The following is a 14758-nucleotide window of genomic DNA, read 5'->3' as shown; positions in this document are numbered from 1 at the left end:
CCGTCGATTCCTCTAGCGAAACAGCGTTTCCCAAAACTACACTCACGGACATGACTGGACCTCTGTCCGACATCCGTGTCCTGGAGACCGGCACCCTGCTCGCCGGCCCCTACTGCGGCCAACTCCTCGGCGACCACGGTGCCGAGGTCATCAAGCTCGAAGACCCCAGCCGCGGCGACCCCATGCGCCAGTGGGGGCGTGAACGCCCCTACGGAAAATCGCTGTGGTGGCCCGTCGTCGCCCGCAACAAGAAGTCCGTCACCTGCAACCTGCGCCACCCCGACGGCCAGGCCCTCGCCCGTGAACTCGCGGCCCGCGCCGACGTCCTGGTCGAGAACTTCCGCCCCGGCACCCTGGAACGCTGGGGCCTCGGCCACGACGAGCTCGCCGCCCTCAACCCCCGCCTCGTCCTCGTCCGCGTCACCGGCTACGGGCAGAGCGGACCATACGCGTCCCGTGCCGGCTTCGGCTCCATCGGCGAAGCCATGGGCGGCATCCGGCACATCACCGGCGAACCTGACCGGCCCCCGTCCCGTACCGGCATCTCCCTCGGCGACGCCCTCGCCGGCACCATGGCCGCGTACGGAGCCGTCATGGCGCTGCATGCCCGGGAACGCACCGGCACGGGCCAGGTCGTCGACTCCGCACTGTACGAAGCCGTCCTCGCCTACATGGAGTCCCTGCTGCCCGAGTGGGAGATCGGCGGTTACCAGCGCGAACGCACCGGAGCCGTCCTCCCCAATGTGGCACCCAGCAACGCCTATCCGACCGCCGACGGCGCCACCGTCCTCATCGCCGCCAATCAGGACACCGTCTTCCGGCGCCTCACCGAGGTGATGGGCCGGGAAGACCTCACCGACAACCCCCACTACGCCAGCCACACGGCGCGCGGCGCGCACCAGCGCGAACTGGACGCCCTCATCACCGCCTGGACCGCACAGCAGCAGTCCGAGGACCTGCTCGCGGCCCTGCACCGGGCAGGAGTCCCCGCCGGCAAGACCTACACCGCCGCCGACATGCTCGCCGACCCGCACTTCGCCGCGCGCCGGGCCATCGTGCGCGTACCGCACCCCGACTTCGGCGAGATCCCCATGCAGAACGTCGTACCGCGCCTGTCCGCCACATCCGGAGCCGTCCGCTGGGCCGGCCCGGCCCTCGGTGAGCACAACGACGAGATCTACGGGCAGCTGCTCGGCCTGACCGACGAGCGGCGGGAGAAACTCACCGCCGAGGGGGTGATCTGACGTGAACGCGGCGTCCGGCGGTCCGTCAGGTGGTCTGGACGAGGACTACCGGGCCGCCGGATTCGGCCGACGTATCGGCTGGGGGGAGCGGCCGGCCGTCCTGCTGGTCGACCCGGTACGGGCCTACGCCGACCCCGACTCCGCACTCTTCCTGCGGACGGCGGCCGACGCCCTCGCCGCCATGGAACGCCTCGCCCGCACCGCCCGCCAGACGGGTCTGCCGGTGGTGTTCACCGCCGTGCGCTACACCCGCGAACCCGCCTCCCACGTACCGCACTTCCACCGCAAGGTTCCCGGCCTCGACGCCTTCCGCGAGGACAGCCCACACGCCCGCTTCACCGCGGCGTGCCCGCCCCTCCCCGGTGACGACACGGTGTACAAGCACTACCCGAGCGCTTTCTTCGGCACCGGCCTGCACGAACGGCTGACGTCGTACGGCGTGGACACATTGGTCATCGGAGGCTTCTCCACCAGCGGATGCGTCCGCGCCAGCGCGCTGGACGCCCTCCAGTACGGCTTCCAGCCCCTCGTCGTACGCGAAGCCGTCGCCGACCGCGATCCCGCACCGCACGAGGCGAACCTCTTCGACCTCGACTCCAAGTACGCCGATGCCGTGGGCCTCGACGAAGCCTGCGCCGCGCTCGGTGGACTGCTCGGTGGACGACCGCCCCGATCGCCCCGGTGAAGCCGCTGGGTGGTGGGTTAGGGTCTCCCGGTGACCGCAGCCCTTCCCACCCGCACCGCCGCGCTGTCCGACGCCCGGATCGTGGAGCGCGGGGAAGACGGGACCGTCCTGCCCATGCTGGTATGGGCGCCCGGACCAGGCTGGCGCATGCTGTCCTCCGCCGTCCTGGGCGGCGGCTGGGACGAGCGGCACTGGGTGGTGAACGCCCAGGTGCGCGGTGGCTACCGCAGGATGGACACCTACCGCCACCTGTCCACCATCGCCGCGGAAGCCGGCCTGCGCGGGCCGGGCGTCGGGCTGATGACCGCCGCCTCGGTACGGGACGTCCGCCGCGCGGCGGAGGAGGGCGCGGAAGCGCTCGTCACCGCCGGAGTCGGCGTGCACGGGTGGGCCGCCACCACCGGCCCGTCCACGGCCGGACCGCCGCCCGCCGGGACCATCAACATCATCGCCGCGCTCCCCGTCCCCCTGAGCCCGGCGGCGTACGTCAACGCGGTCGCGACGGCCACGGAGGCCAAGGTGCAGGCGCTGCTGGACGCCGGTTTGGACGCGTCCGGCACGCCGACCGATGCGGTGTGCGTTGCCGCGCCCGTCGCGGGCGACGGCCAGGTGGAGGAGATGTTCATGGGCCCCCGCTCGGTGTGGGGCGCCCGGCTGGCCCGTACCGTCCACGCGGCCACGTACCAGGCGTGCCTGCACGACCGTGTCACGCGCGAACGGGAACGGGACGAGCGCCGGGCGCCGGTTCGCTGAGCCGGCGACCGGCCCGGTTTCAGTCCGTGCCGGCCCGTCGGCGGCGCACCAGGAGCATCACCGAGGCGCCCAGCACGAGCAGGGTGCCGCCGCCGAGCAGCGCCACGGGTATCCCGTCGCTGGAACCGGTCTCCGGGAGACTGCCGACGCCGCCGGACGTGGTGGCGCCGCTGGTGGCCGGGGGAGTGCTGGGCGAGGGGGACGTGGTGCCGCCCGCGCCGACCGTCAGCGGCACCTGGGCCAGCTCCCTGGTCGCCGTGATGGAGACGGCGATGACACACGCCCCCGCCTTCGCGGTGCAGTCGACGCCGCCCACCTTCGCCTTGACGGTGATCCGGGCGGTGGTGCCGTTGGACGACGCGCTGTGCCAGACGCCGGACGCGTCCGTCTTCCCGATGACCGAGGACTCCGGTGCGGTCGCGCAGTCCGTCGGTCCGGCCGGGTTCGGCTTGCAGAGCCCGAGCGGAACGAACGGCTGGTTGGGGCTGAGCCCTTTCGCGGAAACGGTGACCTTGTCACCGGGCACCAGACCGGTCGACTTGCTCACCGTCAGCGAGGGCGCCGCTGCGGCGGGAGCGGCAAGAGCCGTGACCGCGAGGGCCGTTGCCGCCGCGAGGGCGGCGGTGGAACGGGAGAGCCATAGGGGTGTCATGGTGTACCTCCGGTGTGGGGGAGTGGGGATCGATTGCGTCGCGGGAAGACGAGGGCCAAGGCGGCGCACAGCACGGTCACGCCGGTGGACGCCGCCCACAGCGCGGTCGACGGCCCGCCCCAGCGCGCATCCGGCGCACGGGCAGTGCCGCCGCCCGTGCCGGTGGCGGCGCTGCCCGTGCCCGAGGGCTCGCCCGGCACGGTGCCGCCCCGGAAACCCACGGGAATGTCGACGGTGTTGGCGGCGCGCAGAGCGGCGGGGGCGGCGGACGGCAGCGGGGAGATGCCGACCACGCATGCGGCGGTCCGGCAGTCGACGCCGGCGAACCTGGCCCGGACGGTGAGCGTGACCGTGGGCAGCCGGCCGGAGCCGTCGATGTTGACCAGTGTGGCGCCGCCGCCCAGATCGCAGTCCTTGGTGCCCGTGTAACCCTTCCGGCAGAGGCCGACGGCGACCGAGGGGAGGCCGGGCCGGAAGCCCTGACCGGTGACGGTGATCTTCTGTCCCTCGGTCAGGCCGACGGCTGCGGAGACCCTCGCCGTCGCCGTCCCTTCCTTCGGAGCCGCGGCGGCGCTCGTGCTGCCGCACAGGAGCAGGGCGCACGCCATCGCGGCGGCGGGGGCCGCCCGTCCGGACCAGCCGGGCGCGAGAAGTCTCATGACAATGCCGTTCTGTCATGCCGTACGCGCCGGGCCGGGCCCGGCAGATCGACCACGCGGCCGGGCAGGGCAGGAGCCGGTCCCGGCGCGGCCACCAGCACGGCGGTGCCCTGGGCCGATACACGGCGCACCACGTCCGCGATCCGCGGGTTGTGGGCGAGCGGCGCGGCAGCCGGTGCCGTCAGATCGAGCAGCAGCAGCCGGGGACCGGCGATCAAGGTCTGGGCCAGGCCCAGCACACAGCGCTCCGCCGGTTCCAGCGCGTGGAGCGGAGCGCCGGTGAGGACCGCCGGCGCGGGGAACGCCTCGGCAACCGCCGCCGTCGGTTCCCCGGCCCGACCGGCGTCGCCGTACGCCGCCGTGGCCGCCCGCAGAGCCGCGCCCACGCTCTCGGCCGAGGTGACATGGGGCAGCGCGCCCTTCGTCGTGGCGTCGTCGGGGTCCAGGAACGCCGACAGGCCCAGCCGCCACCGTGCTGCGGGGCCCGTGCGGCGGATATCGTGCCCGTGGACGGTGTACCGGCCACCGCCCGGCCGCGCGATACCCGCCAGCGCCCGCAGCACGGCGCCTGCCCGGCGCCCCGGCCCGGCGTCGTACAGGACGACGACCTCCCCCGGCGCCAGCGTCAGGCACAGCCGCTTCACGCCCGGCCGCCGCCCCTGGCGTACGGTCAGGTCCGCCGCCGCGAGGGCGGCTTCGCCATCCGGTACGGAGGAGGTCACCCGAGCGCGGCGGTGCGCGTGCACCGTCCACGCCACGGCGGCACCCACCGGCCACAGGGCAGCCAGGACAAGGGCGTCGCCCGCCGTGACCAGCCGCCCCGCCGACTCCCAGATCCCCGCCCCGGCCACCGCACCGACCACCGCCCACCTGGCGTGCTGCTCGGGCGGGATGCCCGGCACCGGGCCCGCGCACAGCAGGCGGGCGCACCCGGCCGCCACCGCGAGCACACCCGCGAGCGCGAGGGTGAGCTGCCAGGCGGTCGCCGCCGCCGCGCAGGCGGTCACCGCCGCGCCCAGGGCGAGCAGGAGCAGTGGCAGCCTCGCGGGCGAAGGAGCACGACTGCTGGACGCGGCCGCCGCCCCGACGGTGAAGAGGCCTACGGCCGCTCCTGCCGCGACCGCCGTGGACGTGGCGAGGGATCCGCCCAGAAGTTCCCACCGGAAGACGTAGAGGTCCTGCGCGGCGAAGAAGGCGGCCGTGGTACCCGCACCGACCGACGCCGAGAGTCCGCGCGTCCCGGGAGCCGCGCCCGTGACAAGGACCACGCCCTCCTCAGGGGCCGTCCTCCCGTCGCCGCCGACCGCCGCCGGAATCAGCAGGGCGGCTCCGGCGCAGCCGCACACGGCGAGCGCCGTGCCGGGCCGGTCCGGGAGTGCTCCGGTCACCGCCCCCGCCGCGCCCAGACCGGCCAGGGCTCCCGCGTACCACGGCGTCGTACCACGGTGCCGTGACAGCGCGGGGGCGCCGATGACAGCCGCCGCCAGGACCGCCGTGCAGAACACCGCCACCGACGGCCACAGCCCCGCGGCGGCCGTCAGCAGGCAGGCGGCCGCGGCGCACCGGGCGGCGGCCGTGGCCGAAAGCGACACCGCCCGGCGGCGCCGCCGGGCGGCCACCGCCGCCGTGAGGCCGCTCAGCAGCGCCGCGGACAGCAGGACGTAGCGGATGGCCGAGCCGGGCATCCCGACGACACCGCTCAGCAGCGGAGCACCCACCACCAGGGCGCCGGGTACGAGTCCGGTGGCGGCACCGGTGAGCGCGTCCACGGCGTGCCGGGACCGGATCGGCCGCACCGCCCTCACCTCGCCCGACCCAGAGAACCGGCGGCCGCGACGGCGACCAGGGCGGCCCCGCCGCGTACGACGCGGTGGCGGCGTGGCTGAGCGGTCATGGGGTGCTCCTTCCCGGAGCGCGAGTGGGGCCGGAAACTCGTTTCTGTCTGGGAAACTTAGTTACCTATTCGGCCCCTATACAGCCCGCGTCGCGCCTCACTGTCAAGGCCTTGCGCGGGAAACGCTGGATCGGCTGGCGAAACGTCGGCACAAATTTCGTCTTGACCCCCCAACCGGGCGTGGATACGGTTGCCGGCACTCGTCCGACACCCCGACCCGGCTTTGGCCGCGGCGTGCGGTGCCCGTTGAGGTGTGCGGTACCGATGGGCGGCTGCGCCCGAGAACGGATGGAGTGTCCGTGACCCCGCGCTCATGGCTGTACGTGCCCGGCAACCGGCCCTCACTCCTCGGCAGGGCCCTCACCCGGGGCGCCGACGCCGTCATCGTCGACCTCGAGGACGCCGTGCCCGCGACCGCGAAGGAAGCCGCCCGTGACCAGGTCGCTCGCTGGATCGCCGCACAGCGGCCCGGCGGGTCGTGCTCCCTCTGGGTGCGGATCAACCCGGGCGCGGCCGGCCACGCCGACGCCCGAGCGGTTGCCGCCCCGGCTCTGGACGGCGTGTGCATGGCCAAGTGCGCCGGGCCCGAGCAGGTCCGCGCTCTGGACGCCGTCCTCGGCGAACGCGAGCGTGAGGCCGGCATCGCCGTGGGCCGGATCGCGGTTTCGCCGCTATTGGAGGACGCCGCGGCGGTGCTGGCGGCCCCCGCCATTGCCGCCGCGGCACCACGCGTCGTACAACTCCAACTCGGCGAGGCCGACTTGTGCGCCGAACTGGACATGGAACCGGGGGAGGACGAGCGCGAACTGCTGGCCCTCCGTACCCACGTGCTGCTGGCGTCCGCCGCCGCCGGCATCCGCCCGCCCGTGGGTCCCGTCTTCACCGACTACCGCGACGCGGACGCCCTGCGGCGCTCCACGCAAGGGCTGCGACGGCTCGGCTACCGGTCCCGTGCCTGCGTCCACCCGGCTCAACTGGCCGTTGTGCATGAGGTCTTCACGCCCAGGCCCGCGGAGGTGGACCGGGCCAGGCGGCTCGTCGACCGGTACGAGGCGGCCGTGCGGGCCGGGCAGGCGGTGCTCACCGACGACGGCCGGATGATCGACGAGGCCGTCGTACGCGGCGCCCGCCGCATCCTCGCAGCGGGCGAAGCCGTATGACCGGTGCCGCCCCGTACCTCCTACCCGCCCCGGCCGCCCGGGGCGAACCGCCCGGTGTGCGTGGGCAGCAGACCGTGGAGGTCGCCGCGGCCGGGCAGCGCCCGTATCCGGGAGGCCAGCGCCGTGGCCGCCTCTTCCGGCAGCACACGTGCCGCGTTGAGCCGGTACTTCGTCTCCAGCTCGTTCAGCGTGAGCGGGCTCCCCGGTCCGCCGCGTGAGGAGCGCACCCGGTGTTCCCAGTGCCGCCCGTCGTACGTGCGCACCCGGAGCACAGCGCTGAAGGACCTGGGAAACTCCTCGTCGCACTGCTCGTCCACGACCACGCTCACCTTCTCCGCCAGCGCGAGCCGCCGTGGGTCCGCGAACGCCTCCGGCGAGAAGTCGTCGAGGTGCAGGCCCAGCCCACCGCCGCCGATCAGCGCGGAGGCGACGGTGTACGGGCCGGAGAACTTCGCGTGGTACGGCGTCGTGGGACGGATCTTGAGCTCACGCGGCGCGCCGACGGTCCGCAACGGAGCCGCCGCGACCCCCAGTTCGGCGGACTTGACCGCGTCCGGGTGCAGCCCGGCAGCGCGCAGGGCGAGGGCGCAGTCGATCCCCGGGTGAGTGAAGTGGTTGGAGGGATAGGGCTTGAACACGGTGCGCAGCAGTTCCCACGAACCGGCCTCGTCCATCCGGTCCAGGCGGGCGAGGAACGGACCCGCCTGCCAGGCGTCGTCCAGGTAGGCACGGAAGAACCCGAAGCGCCCCTCCAGTACGGTGGGCGGCCCGGTGATCCCTTCGGCGGCCAGCTGGGCGGCGCTCACGCCGGCGTGTGCGGCCCATCCGCAGTGGACGCGCTTGACGGTCCCGCCCGTGCGGTTCGCTTCGATGATCCCCCCGCCCAGGGAGCATGCGATGCCGATGGCGTCGGCGAGCCGAGTGCCGTCGAGGCCGTAGAGCAGCCCTGCGGCGACGGCGGCGCCCACGGTCCCGCAGATCGACGTGGCGTGCAGACCCTTCTCGAAGAACACCGAGTTGCGCAGGGCCGCGTCGTACGAGGCGACCCCGAGGCGTACGCAGACCTCACCGCCGGCGGCCACGGCCGCGATCAGCTCGCGACCTGACGCACCGGCCGCCTCGCCCGCGGCGAGGGCCGCGGGCACCACGGACGCCGAGGGGTGCAGCACGGAGGGCAGATGCGTGTCGTCGAAGTCCAGCGCGTGGGCGAGCGTGCCGGTGAGCAGAGCGGCCCGGTCGGCGGGCAGCCGCTCCGCAGAGCCGATCACCGAGGCTTCGGGTACGCCGCCGGCCCGCCGCGCGACGCGCCCGACGGCGGCCTGCGCCTCGGCGTCGTCGTCCTGCGCGAGCGCGGCGAGGCAGTTGCCGACGGTGTCGAGGATCCGGCCGAGGACATCGGCCGTGACCGGCGGCGGCAGCGGCTCGTCCCGGGCCGCGGTGGCGAAGGCGGCGAGCCGGTGGGCGTACGGCACGGCCGGTGTGCCGGTCGCGTCAGCCACGCTCCACCACCGCCAGGGGACGGGCCGGGGCACCGGTGGCGCCGACCAGCGGGAGAGGGGCGAGCACCAGGAGGAACTCGGCGGCGCCCGCGTCGGCCAGTCCGTACAGGCGCATGGTCTCGACGATGTGGATGCCCGCCTCGACCAGGAGGATCCGGTGGACCGGGAGGGTGGCGTGGCCCTTGCCGGGCGCGATGTGCTCGAAGGCGATGGTCTCGCCGCCGACCAGCCTCACGCCCCGGTCGGCCAGCCAGCGCGCCGCTTCGGTGCCGGGCCCGGGAGCGCCGCCGATGGTGCCCACGAAGGTGTCGGCATCGTGCCAGAGCCGTGACCAGCCCGTGGAGACGAGCACGGCGTCGCCGGGGCGGACGGCCGCGCCTTCGCGTTCGGCGGCGGCGAGTTCGCCGGCCGTCACCTTGTGCCCGGCGGGGAGGGTCGTGACGCCGTGCAGGCGTGCGATGTCGAGGAGTACGCCGCGACCTACGTACGGGGGGAACTCCTCGATGCCCAGCGCGCTGAGGCCCTCGTGGCCCTGCACGTCCCCGGCGGGCACACCGCCGTGGACGCAACCGTCCTGAGAGACATGGGCGAGTGCGTCGACGTGGGTGCCCACATGGCCGCCCGTGACGATGAGTTCGTTGGCCGCCGAGCCACCGTCCGCCCGCACCATGTCGCCATGCCGCCGCTCCAGGAGCATCCGGTACGGAGGGTGATTGGGGGACTGCGGCATGCCGCGGCGCATGGGCTGCGCCAGGTCGAACACCTGGGCGCGGGCGGCCAGTTCCCACAGGGCACCGGTCGTCTTCGTCCCGCTGCTCAAATGGCACCTTCCTCGCGCAGTGCGGCCAGCTCGTCGACGTCGAGGCCCAGCCGGCCCGAGAAGATCGCGTCGTTGTCGGCCCCGGGGCCGCGTCCCGTCCACCGGATGGCGCCGGGGGAGTGGGACAGGCGGAAAAGGACATTCTGCATGCGCACGGGTCCGAGCTCGTCGTCCTCAACGGTGGTGAGCGAGTCCAGCGCCTGGTACTGCGGGTCGGTGAAGACATCGCGGATGTCGTAGACGGGCGCCACCGCGGCGTGGGCCTTGTCGAACACGTCGACGACGTCCGTGAGGTCGCGCCCCGCGATCCAGTCGCCCACGTACCGGTCGAGGAGGTCGGCGTGCGCGGCACGGCCGGAACCGGTGGCGAACCACGGCTCGGTGGTCACTTCGGGGTGACCGACCAGGGTCAGCACGCGCTCGGCGACCGACTGCGCGGAGGTGCTGACCGCCACCCACTTCCCGTCGCGCGTGCGGTAGGTGTTGCGCGGTGCGTTGTTCACCGACCGGTTGCCGGTGCGTTCCGGCACGATGCCGAGCTGGTCGTACGCCGTGGGCTGCGGGCCGAGCAGCGTCAACAGGGGTTCGATGATGGCCAGGTCGATGACCTGGCCGGGACCGCCGTGCACGTCGCGGTGGTACAGCGCCGTCTGTACGGCACCGGCCAGGGTGAGCGCCGCGACGCCGTCGGCGAGCCCGAAGGGCGGCAGGGTCGGAGGGCCGTCGGGTTCGCCGGTGACGGCGGCGAAGCCGCTCATCGACTCGGCGAGGGTGCCGAACCCGGGGCGCCCGGCGTACGGACCGAACTGGCCGAAGCCGGTCACCCGGGCGACGACGAGCCGGGGGTTGACCTCATGCAGGACGTCCGGTCCCAGACCCCACCGTTCGAGCGTGCCGGGGCGGAAGTTCTCGATCAGGACGTCCGCCCGCGCGGCCAGCCGGCGCAGCAGGGCCGCCCCCGACGGCCCGCCGAAGTCGATGGTCACCGTGTGCTTGTTGCGGGCCAGCGACTTCCACCACAGGCCGATGCCGTCCTTCGCGGGGCCGTGCGTACGCGCGGGATCGTGCTTGCGCGGGTGCTCGACCTTGACGACGTCTGCCCCGAAGTCACCCAGGATCGTCGCCGCCAGGGGTCCGGCGAAGAGCGTCGCGCAGTCGAGCACGGAGACGCCGCGCAAGGGTCCGTCGGACATGGGTTTCGCCTCCCGGTTCCGTGAGGTGAAATAAAGTTTCTTGTTGTGGAACAGGATTGCCGAAGTTAGCATGTGCCGTCACGTCCCGACAGGGGAACGCTGTTCCATCATTGGAAACAGGCGGGTTTAAGTAAGGGGCCTTCGGCGGCCGACCGGAGCCATCCGCGTCACGCACGTCCCAGCACCCCGCCCCATCGAGCGCACACCCCGAGGCACCGTCACCGACTCACACCGTCACCGACTTACACCGGCATCGAAGGGGGTGGGGGCTGCTCCCGGCAGCCCCGAGGCATGGCACGCTACGACCTGCTCATCACGAACGGCACGCTCATCCAGCCCCATGTGGGCGAGGTGCGTGCGGATCTCGCCGTCAAGGACGGCCGCATCGCCGCCCTGGGCCACGACCTGTCCACCGCCGACGCCCACGAGGTCGTCGACGCCACCGACCGCGTCGTCCTGCCGGGTGCCGTCGACGCGCACTACCACCTGGGCATCTACCGCGACTTGGCGCTGGACGCCTACGAGGAGACCCGGTCCTCACTCGTCGGCGGCGCCACCACCGTGCTGTCGTACTTCCGTACCGGAGAGCACTACCTCAACCGCACCGGACGCTACGAGGACATCTTTCCCGAGGTGCTGCGGGCCGTGGCCGGCCGGGCGTTCACCGACTACGGCTTCCACCTCGCCCCGATAACCACCGACCAGATCGGTGAGATTCCGCGCCTGATGGTCGAGCACGGCGTCACCTCGTTCAAGTACTACATGTTCTACAAGGGCTTCAACCTCGCCTCCAGCTCCCGTGACGCCAAGTCCTTCCGGATGGCCGACGACGGCCAGGAGTACGATCTCGGGCACCTCTTCGAGCTCATGGAAGGCGTCGCGTCAGCCGGCGCCGCCGACCCCGGGCGGCGCCGTGTCTCCCTGTCGCTGCACTGCGAACAGTCCGAACTGATGCGGCTGTTCATCGACCGCGTACGCAAGAACGGCGATCCGCAGACCCTCGCCGCCTACCACCAGGGCCGACCGCCGCTCACCGAACGCGTCGCCATCGGCGAGGCCACCACGCTGGCCCAGGCTGCCCGGTGCCCGGTCAACCTGCTCCACCTCTCCGGTGCCGACGCGCTCGACGCGGCGCGCATCGCCCGGCGCAGCCACCCCGGCCTCGACGTACGCACCGAGGTCACCCTCCACCACCTGTGCCTGGACCACGCGTCACTCGACGCGGCGGTTGCCGGCCTCGGGGCCAAGGTGAACCCGCCCCTGCGCACGCGGCACGACAACGAGGCGCTGTGGGCCGGGGTGCTCGACGGCGACATCGACTGGATCGCCTCCGACCACGCCTGCTGCATGGAGGAACACAAGGGGGACGAACTGTGGCCCGCCCTGCCCGGCTTCGGCGGCACCGCGCTGCTGTACCCGGTGCTGCTCTCCGAAGGCCACCACCGCCGCGGCCTGCCGCTGCACCGGGTGGCCGAGCTGGTGTCCGCCAACCCGGCACGCGCGTACGGCCTGACCCGCAAGGGCTCCCTGCTGGTGGGCGCCGATGCGGACATCGTCGTGGCCGACCTCGACAGACGGCAGACCGTGTCCACGGACCTCCTGCTGTCCGGCCAGGACCACTGCCCGTTCGACGGAGTGGAGCTGCGCGGCTGGCCGGTCACCACCGTCGTCGGCGGCCGCGTCGCCTACCGCGATGGCGTCGTGGTGGGCGAGCCCTCGGGCAGGTATGTCCGCCGCTGACGCGCCGGAGCGACCGGAGCAGCCGGGGGGTCAGTGCTCACGCAGCAGCAGACCTGCCCCGGCGACGCGGTCGTCGATGCCGTGCTCGCGCAGCGCGTGCCACAGCGTCGCGCTGTTGATGGCGATCAGCGGCTTGCCGAGTTCGGCTTCGAGCGTGTCAGCGAGCGCCACGAACGACAGGTTGGTGCCGACCTGCACGATGGCGTCGACGTCCGGCCCGTCCAGCTCGCCCACCACCTGCCGCAGCCGCTCGTCCGGGACGCGGGCGATGTCCATTGCGGTCGGGCAGCGCAGGCCGGTCACGGCGGTGACGTCGAACCCGGCCTCGGTGAAGAAGCGGCCCACCTCCCGGTCGGCCACCGGCTGGTAGGGCGAGAAGACCGCGATCCGGTGGCAGCCCAGCTCCCGGAGGGCCGCCCGGCAGGAACTCGCGCCCGTCGTCACGGGCAGTCCCGTACGGTCGCGCAACCGCCGCTCGAACGCCGCGTTTCCCTCGACGCCGCCCCAGAAGGTCTCGGCGGACATCCCCATGACCATACGGTCGGGCACGGCCGTCAGGACGTCCCGCACCGCGGTGCCGATGGACGCCCTGATCTGGCCGAGCAGCGCCTCGAAGCCGCGGTCGTCACCCATCACCGGATCGGGGATGTACATCGAACCGGCGCGGTACGCGACGCCGCGGACGCCCGCGGTCCAGTAGTCGTGCTCGACGACCGTGTTGGTGCTGGGTACGACGACCCCGAAGACGGCGCGTGGGCCGACGGCGTTGGTCATGCGCGCACCAGCTTCGCGAGCACCTCGTCCACCGTGCGGTGCGCCCTGGCCCGCCCGGTGGGCCGGTCGAGGAGCAGGGCGTCCACCAGCAGCGGCGACGCGATGGCCGCCACGGCGTCCTCGCGGTCCCGCCGGCCGATTCCGGCGGCGCGCAGCACGTGGTGGAACGGAACCAGCAGATCCTCGACGTACCGGCGCCGCAGCTCCGCAGTGGCCGGGTCGATGGACGCCGCGGCGCTCAGGCCCTGCAGGAACCCCCCGACGGGCTTGTCGCGCAGTCGGTTGCAGAGCAGGTCGACCTCGGTGTGCAGGTCGGCGGCGACGTCGCCCGTCGGCTCCTGGGAAGGCAGCGGAGCGACGTCGATGAGAGCCGCCAGCACGGCGTACGGAGTGGGCCAATGCCGGTAGACGGTCGAGCGGGAGACCCCCGTCACGGTGTGCAGGCGCTGCGGGGTGAGCGCGGCGGCTCCCTCGGTGAGCAGCAGCTCCAGGGCGGCGGTCAGCACGGTCGTCGTGGTGTCGTCGGTGGGCCCCGCGGGCCGGCCGGGTCGCGTCATGCGTATTGACGATACATCTTGCACCGCATTTTGATAAGCGATACGGTCTGCATCGGAAACCCCAGTGGAGGAGGACCATGCGCCCACACGTGGAGCTCGTCGACGAGCGCGACCTGATCTGGCACCCCGCCGAGTTCCAGCGCGCGACGGGGACGGCCGAACAACGCAACCTCAGCTACGACGAGGAGGACGGCTCGGCCTCGCTCAAGGTCCGTTTCACCGGCGACTGGTCGCGGCCCGCCGGTGTCCATCACGCGGACACGGAGTGGTACGTCCTGTCGGGCGAGGTCACGATCGGCGACACGACCCTCGGCCCCGAGGGGTACTGGACCGCGCCCGCCGGCGTCCGCACGCCCCCGGTCGAGGTCGCCGCCGGAACGGAGATACTCCTCTTCCGTGAGCACGGCGACTGCGGTTTCGACCTCGCCGACCGCGACCGTCCGGATGTGCGCGAGGACCAGAAGCTCATCGTGCTCCGGACCTCCGAGATGCCGTGGATCGACGTCAAGGACGGCAGCCCCATGCGCTTCGACCTCGGCGGCACGCCGGTGCCCGGTCTCTTCATCAAGCTGCTGCACCGCGACCAGAAGACGGGCTTCTACACCCGCCTCATCAAGGCCAAGCCGGGGTGGCGCGAGGAGCCGCTGGCACACCACCCGTGCAGTGAGGAGGCCTACTGCCTGGACGGTGCTTTCGCGTACAACTACGGCACGATGTGGCCCGGCACCTACTTCTGGCGTCCGCCGCTGATCCGCCACGGCGACTTCACCGCGGACGCCGAGAAGGGCTGCACCTGGCTCGTCCGCTCAGACAGCGACCTCGTCGACTGGTACACCGGCAACGCGCGCGTGGTCATGCGGGGGGAGGCGCTCAACTGGGGGCCCGACCACCCCGACACCGTGCCGCCCCGCTTCGTCGAGCCCGTACGCTCCCAAAGCATCGGCCCGTGGGAGGACCCCTCGCGGCAGTGAAGCCGCGCCCGGCCCTCCGTTCAGCGCCGGAAGCGGAGCCAGCCCACCGCCGTGTCCGTGTCGCGGCGGACGGCGTGTGCCCACGACAGCACCCCGCTGGTTCCGGAGCGGCTGCTGCCACAGAGGGGGAGGCGGGTTCGACCCCAGGGGTGAGCAC

The 14758-nt window shown here is 73.0% G+C and carries 14 protein-coding genes; 6 read left to right on the top strand and 8 right to left on the bottom strand.

The window, feature by feature from the left end:
* Positions 1-50: 50 nt before the first annotated feature.
* The 3 genes from test1122_RS09465 to test1122_RS09455 are packed head-to-tail and all read left to right on the top strand — an operon-like array spanning position 51 to position 2682.
* Complete coding sequence (locus test1122_RS09465; RefSeq protein ID WP_232268714.1) at positions 51-1244, top strand: CaiB/BaiF CoA transferase family protein; 1194 nt, start codon at positions 51-53, stop codon at positions 1242-1244.
* A 1-nt stretch (position 1245) separates the two neighbouring features.
* Entirely contained in the window at positions 1246-1929 is a 684-nt protein-coding gene (locus test1122_RS09460; RefSeq protein ID WP_232268713.1) for an isochorismatase family protein, read from the top strand.
* A 30-nt stretch (positions 1930-1959) separates the two neighbouring features.
* Positions 1960-2682: an adenosylcobinamide amidohydrolase gene (locus tag test1122_RS09455; RefSeq protein ID WP_232268712.1), complete on the top strand. Its 723-nt coding sequence runs from the start codon at positions 1960-1962 to the stop codon at positions 2680-2682.
* Between the two features lie 19 nt (positions 2683-2701).
* Here the strand turns inward: test1122_RS09455 and test1122_RS09450 are convergent, their stop codons facing one another.
* The 3 genes from test1122_RS09450 to test1122_RS09440 are packed head-to-tail and all read right to left on the bottom strand — an operon-like array spanning position 2702 to position 5789.
* Positions 2702-3334: a neocarzinostatin apoprotein domain-containing protein gene (locus test1122_RS09450; RefSeq protein ID WP_232268711.1), complete on the bottom strand. Its 633-nt coding sequence runs from the start codon at positions 3332-3334 to the stop codon at positions 2702-2704.
* Positions 3331-3993 carry a neocarzinostatin apoprotein domain-containing protein gene (locus tag test1122_RS09445; RefSeq protein WP_232268710.1) on the bottom strand — a complete coding sequence of 221 codons (663 nt, stop codon included), beginning with the start codon at positions 3991-3993 and terminating at the stop codon, positions 3331-3333. The genes test1122_RS09450 and test1122_RS09445 overlap by 4 nt, the downstream gene beginning before the upstream one ends.
* Entirely contained in the window at positions 3990-5789 is a 1800-nt protein-coding gene (locus test1122_RS09440) for a P-loop NTPase family protein (protein ID WP_232268709.1), read from the bottom strand. Before test1122_RS09440 ends, test1122_RS09445 begins: the two co-directional genes overlap by 4 nt.
* Before the next feature lie 397 nt (positions 5790-6186).
* On the opposite strand from test1122_RS09440, the gene test1122_RS09435 reads away from it, so the two are divergent.
* Entirely contained in the window at positions 6187-7047 is an 861-nt protein-coding gene (locus test1122_RS09435) for an HpcH/HpaI aldolase/citrate lyase family protein (protein ID WP_232268708.1), read from the top strand.
* 20 nt (positions 7048-7067) lie between these two features.
* On the opposite strand, the gene test1122_RS09430 is transcribed toward test1122_RS09435, so the two are convergent.
* From test1122_RS09430 to test1122_RS09420, 3 genes are read right to left on the bottom strand one after another with little or no spacing between them, the layout of a single operon-like run.
* Positions 7068-8546 (bottom strand): MmgE/PrpD family protein, encoded by a 1479-nt coding sequence (locus test1122_RS09430; RefSeq protein ID WP_232268707.1) that lies wholly within the window; start codon positions 8544-8546, stop codon positions 7068-7070.
* Positions 8539-9366, bottom strand: coding sequence for a cyclase family protein (locus tag test1122_RS09425; RefSeq protein ID WP_232268706.1), 828 nt, complete (start codon positions 9364-9366; stop codon positions 8539-8541). Before test1122_RS09425 ends, test1122_RS09430 begins: the two co-directional genes overlap by 8 nt.
* The gene (locus test1122_RS09420) at positions 9363-10559 is read right to left on the bottom strand and encodes a CaiB/BaiF CoA transferase family protein (RefSeq protein WP_232268705.1); all 1197 of its coding nucleotides are present in this window, start codon (positions 10557-10559) and stop codon (positions 9363-9365) included. Before test1122_RS09420 ends, test1122_RS09425 begins: the two co-directional genes overlap by 4 nt.
* A 291-nt stretch (positions 10560-10850) precedes the next feature.
* Here test1122_RS09420 and test1122_RS09415 point away from each other — a divergent pair, with 291 nt between their 5' ends.
* A complete protein-coding gene (locus test1122_RS09415) occupies positions 10851-12299 on the top strand; it encodes a dihydroorotase (RefSeq protein ID WP_232268704.1) in 1449 nt (482 codons plus the stop codon).
* 30 nt (positions 12300-12329) lie between these two features.
* On the opposite strand, the gene test1122_RS09410 is transcribed toward test1122_RS09415, so the two are convergent.
* On the bottom strand, positions 12330-13073 hold the full coding sequence (locus test1122_RS09410; protein ID WP_232268703.1) for a maleate cis-trans isomerase family protein: 744 nt from the start codon (positions 13071-13073) through the stop codon (positions 12330-12332).
* Positions 13070-13630 (bottom strand): TetR-like C-terminal domain-containing protein, encoded by a 561-nt coding sequence (locus test1122_RS09405; protein WP_232268702.1) that lies wholly within the window; start codon positions 13628-13630, stop codon positions 13070-13072. Before test1122_RS09405 ends, test1122_RS09410 begins: the two co-directional genes overlap by 4 nt.
* Before the next feature lie 77 nt (positions 13631-13707).
* On the opposite strand from test1122_RS09405, the gene test1122_RS09400 reads away from it, so the two are divergent.
* Positions 13708-14601 (top strand): DUF4437 domain-containing protein, encoded by an 894-nt coding sequence (locus test1122_RS09400; RefSeq protein ID WP_232268701.1) that lies wholly within the window; start codon positions 13708-13710, stop codon positions 14599-14601.
* Positions 14602-14758 lie beyond the last annotated feature (157 nt).

Origin of the sequence: Streptomyces gobiensis, from assembly GCF_021216675.1 — a bacterium.
GTDB lineage: Bacteria > Actinomycetota > Actinomycetes > Streptomycetales > Streptomycetaceae > Streptomyces > Streptomyces gobiensis.
Note: the sequence above shows the minus strand (reverse complement) of the source record. Positions and strands in the feature narration are given on the sequence as shown.

Excerpts from the sequence above, each read along its gene's own strand:
- test1122_RS09465 (WP_232268714.1), top strand. The coding sequence starts at position 51 with ATGACTGGACCTCTGTCCGACATCCGTGTCCTGGAGACCGGCACCCTG.
- test1122_RS09450 (WP_232268711.1), bottom strand. The coding sequence starts at position 3,334 with ATGACACCCCTATGGCTCTCCCGTTCCACCGCCGCCCTCGCGGCGGCA.
- test1122_RS09445 (WP_232268710.1), bottom strand. The coding sequence starts at position 3,993 with ATGAGACTTCTCGCGCCCGGCTGGTCCGGACGGGCGGCCCCCGCCGCC.
- test1122_RS09420 (WP_232268705.1), bottom strand. The coding sequence starts at position 10,559 with ATGTCCGACGGACCCTTGCGCGGCGTCTCCGTGCTCGACTGCGCGACG.
- test1122_RS09415 (WP_232268704.1), top strand. The coding sequence starts at position 10,851 with ATGGCACGCTACGACCTGCTCATCACGAACGGCACGCTCATCCAGCCC.
- test1122_RS09410 (WP_232268703.1), bottom strand. The coding sequence starts at position 13,073 with ATGACCAACGCCGTCGGCCCACGCGCCGTCTTCGGGGTCGTCGTACCC.
- test1122_RS09405 (WP_232268702.1), bottom strand. The coding sequence starts at position 13,630 with ATGACGCGACCCGGCCGGCCCGCGGGGCCCACCGACGACACCACGACG.
- test1122_RS09400 (WP_232268701.1), top strand. The coding sequence starts at position 13,708 with ATGCGCCCACACGTGGAGCTCGTCGACGAGCGCGACCTGATCTGGCAC.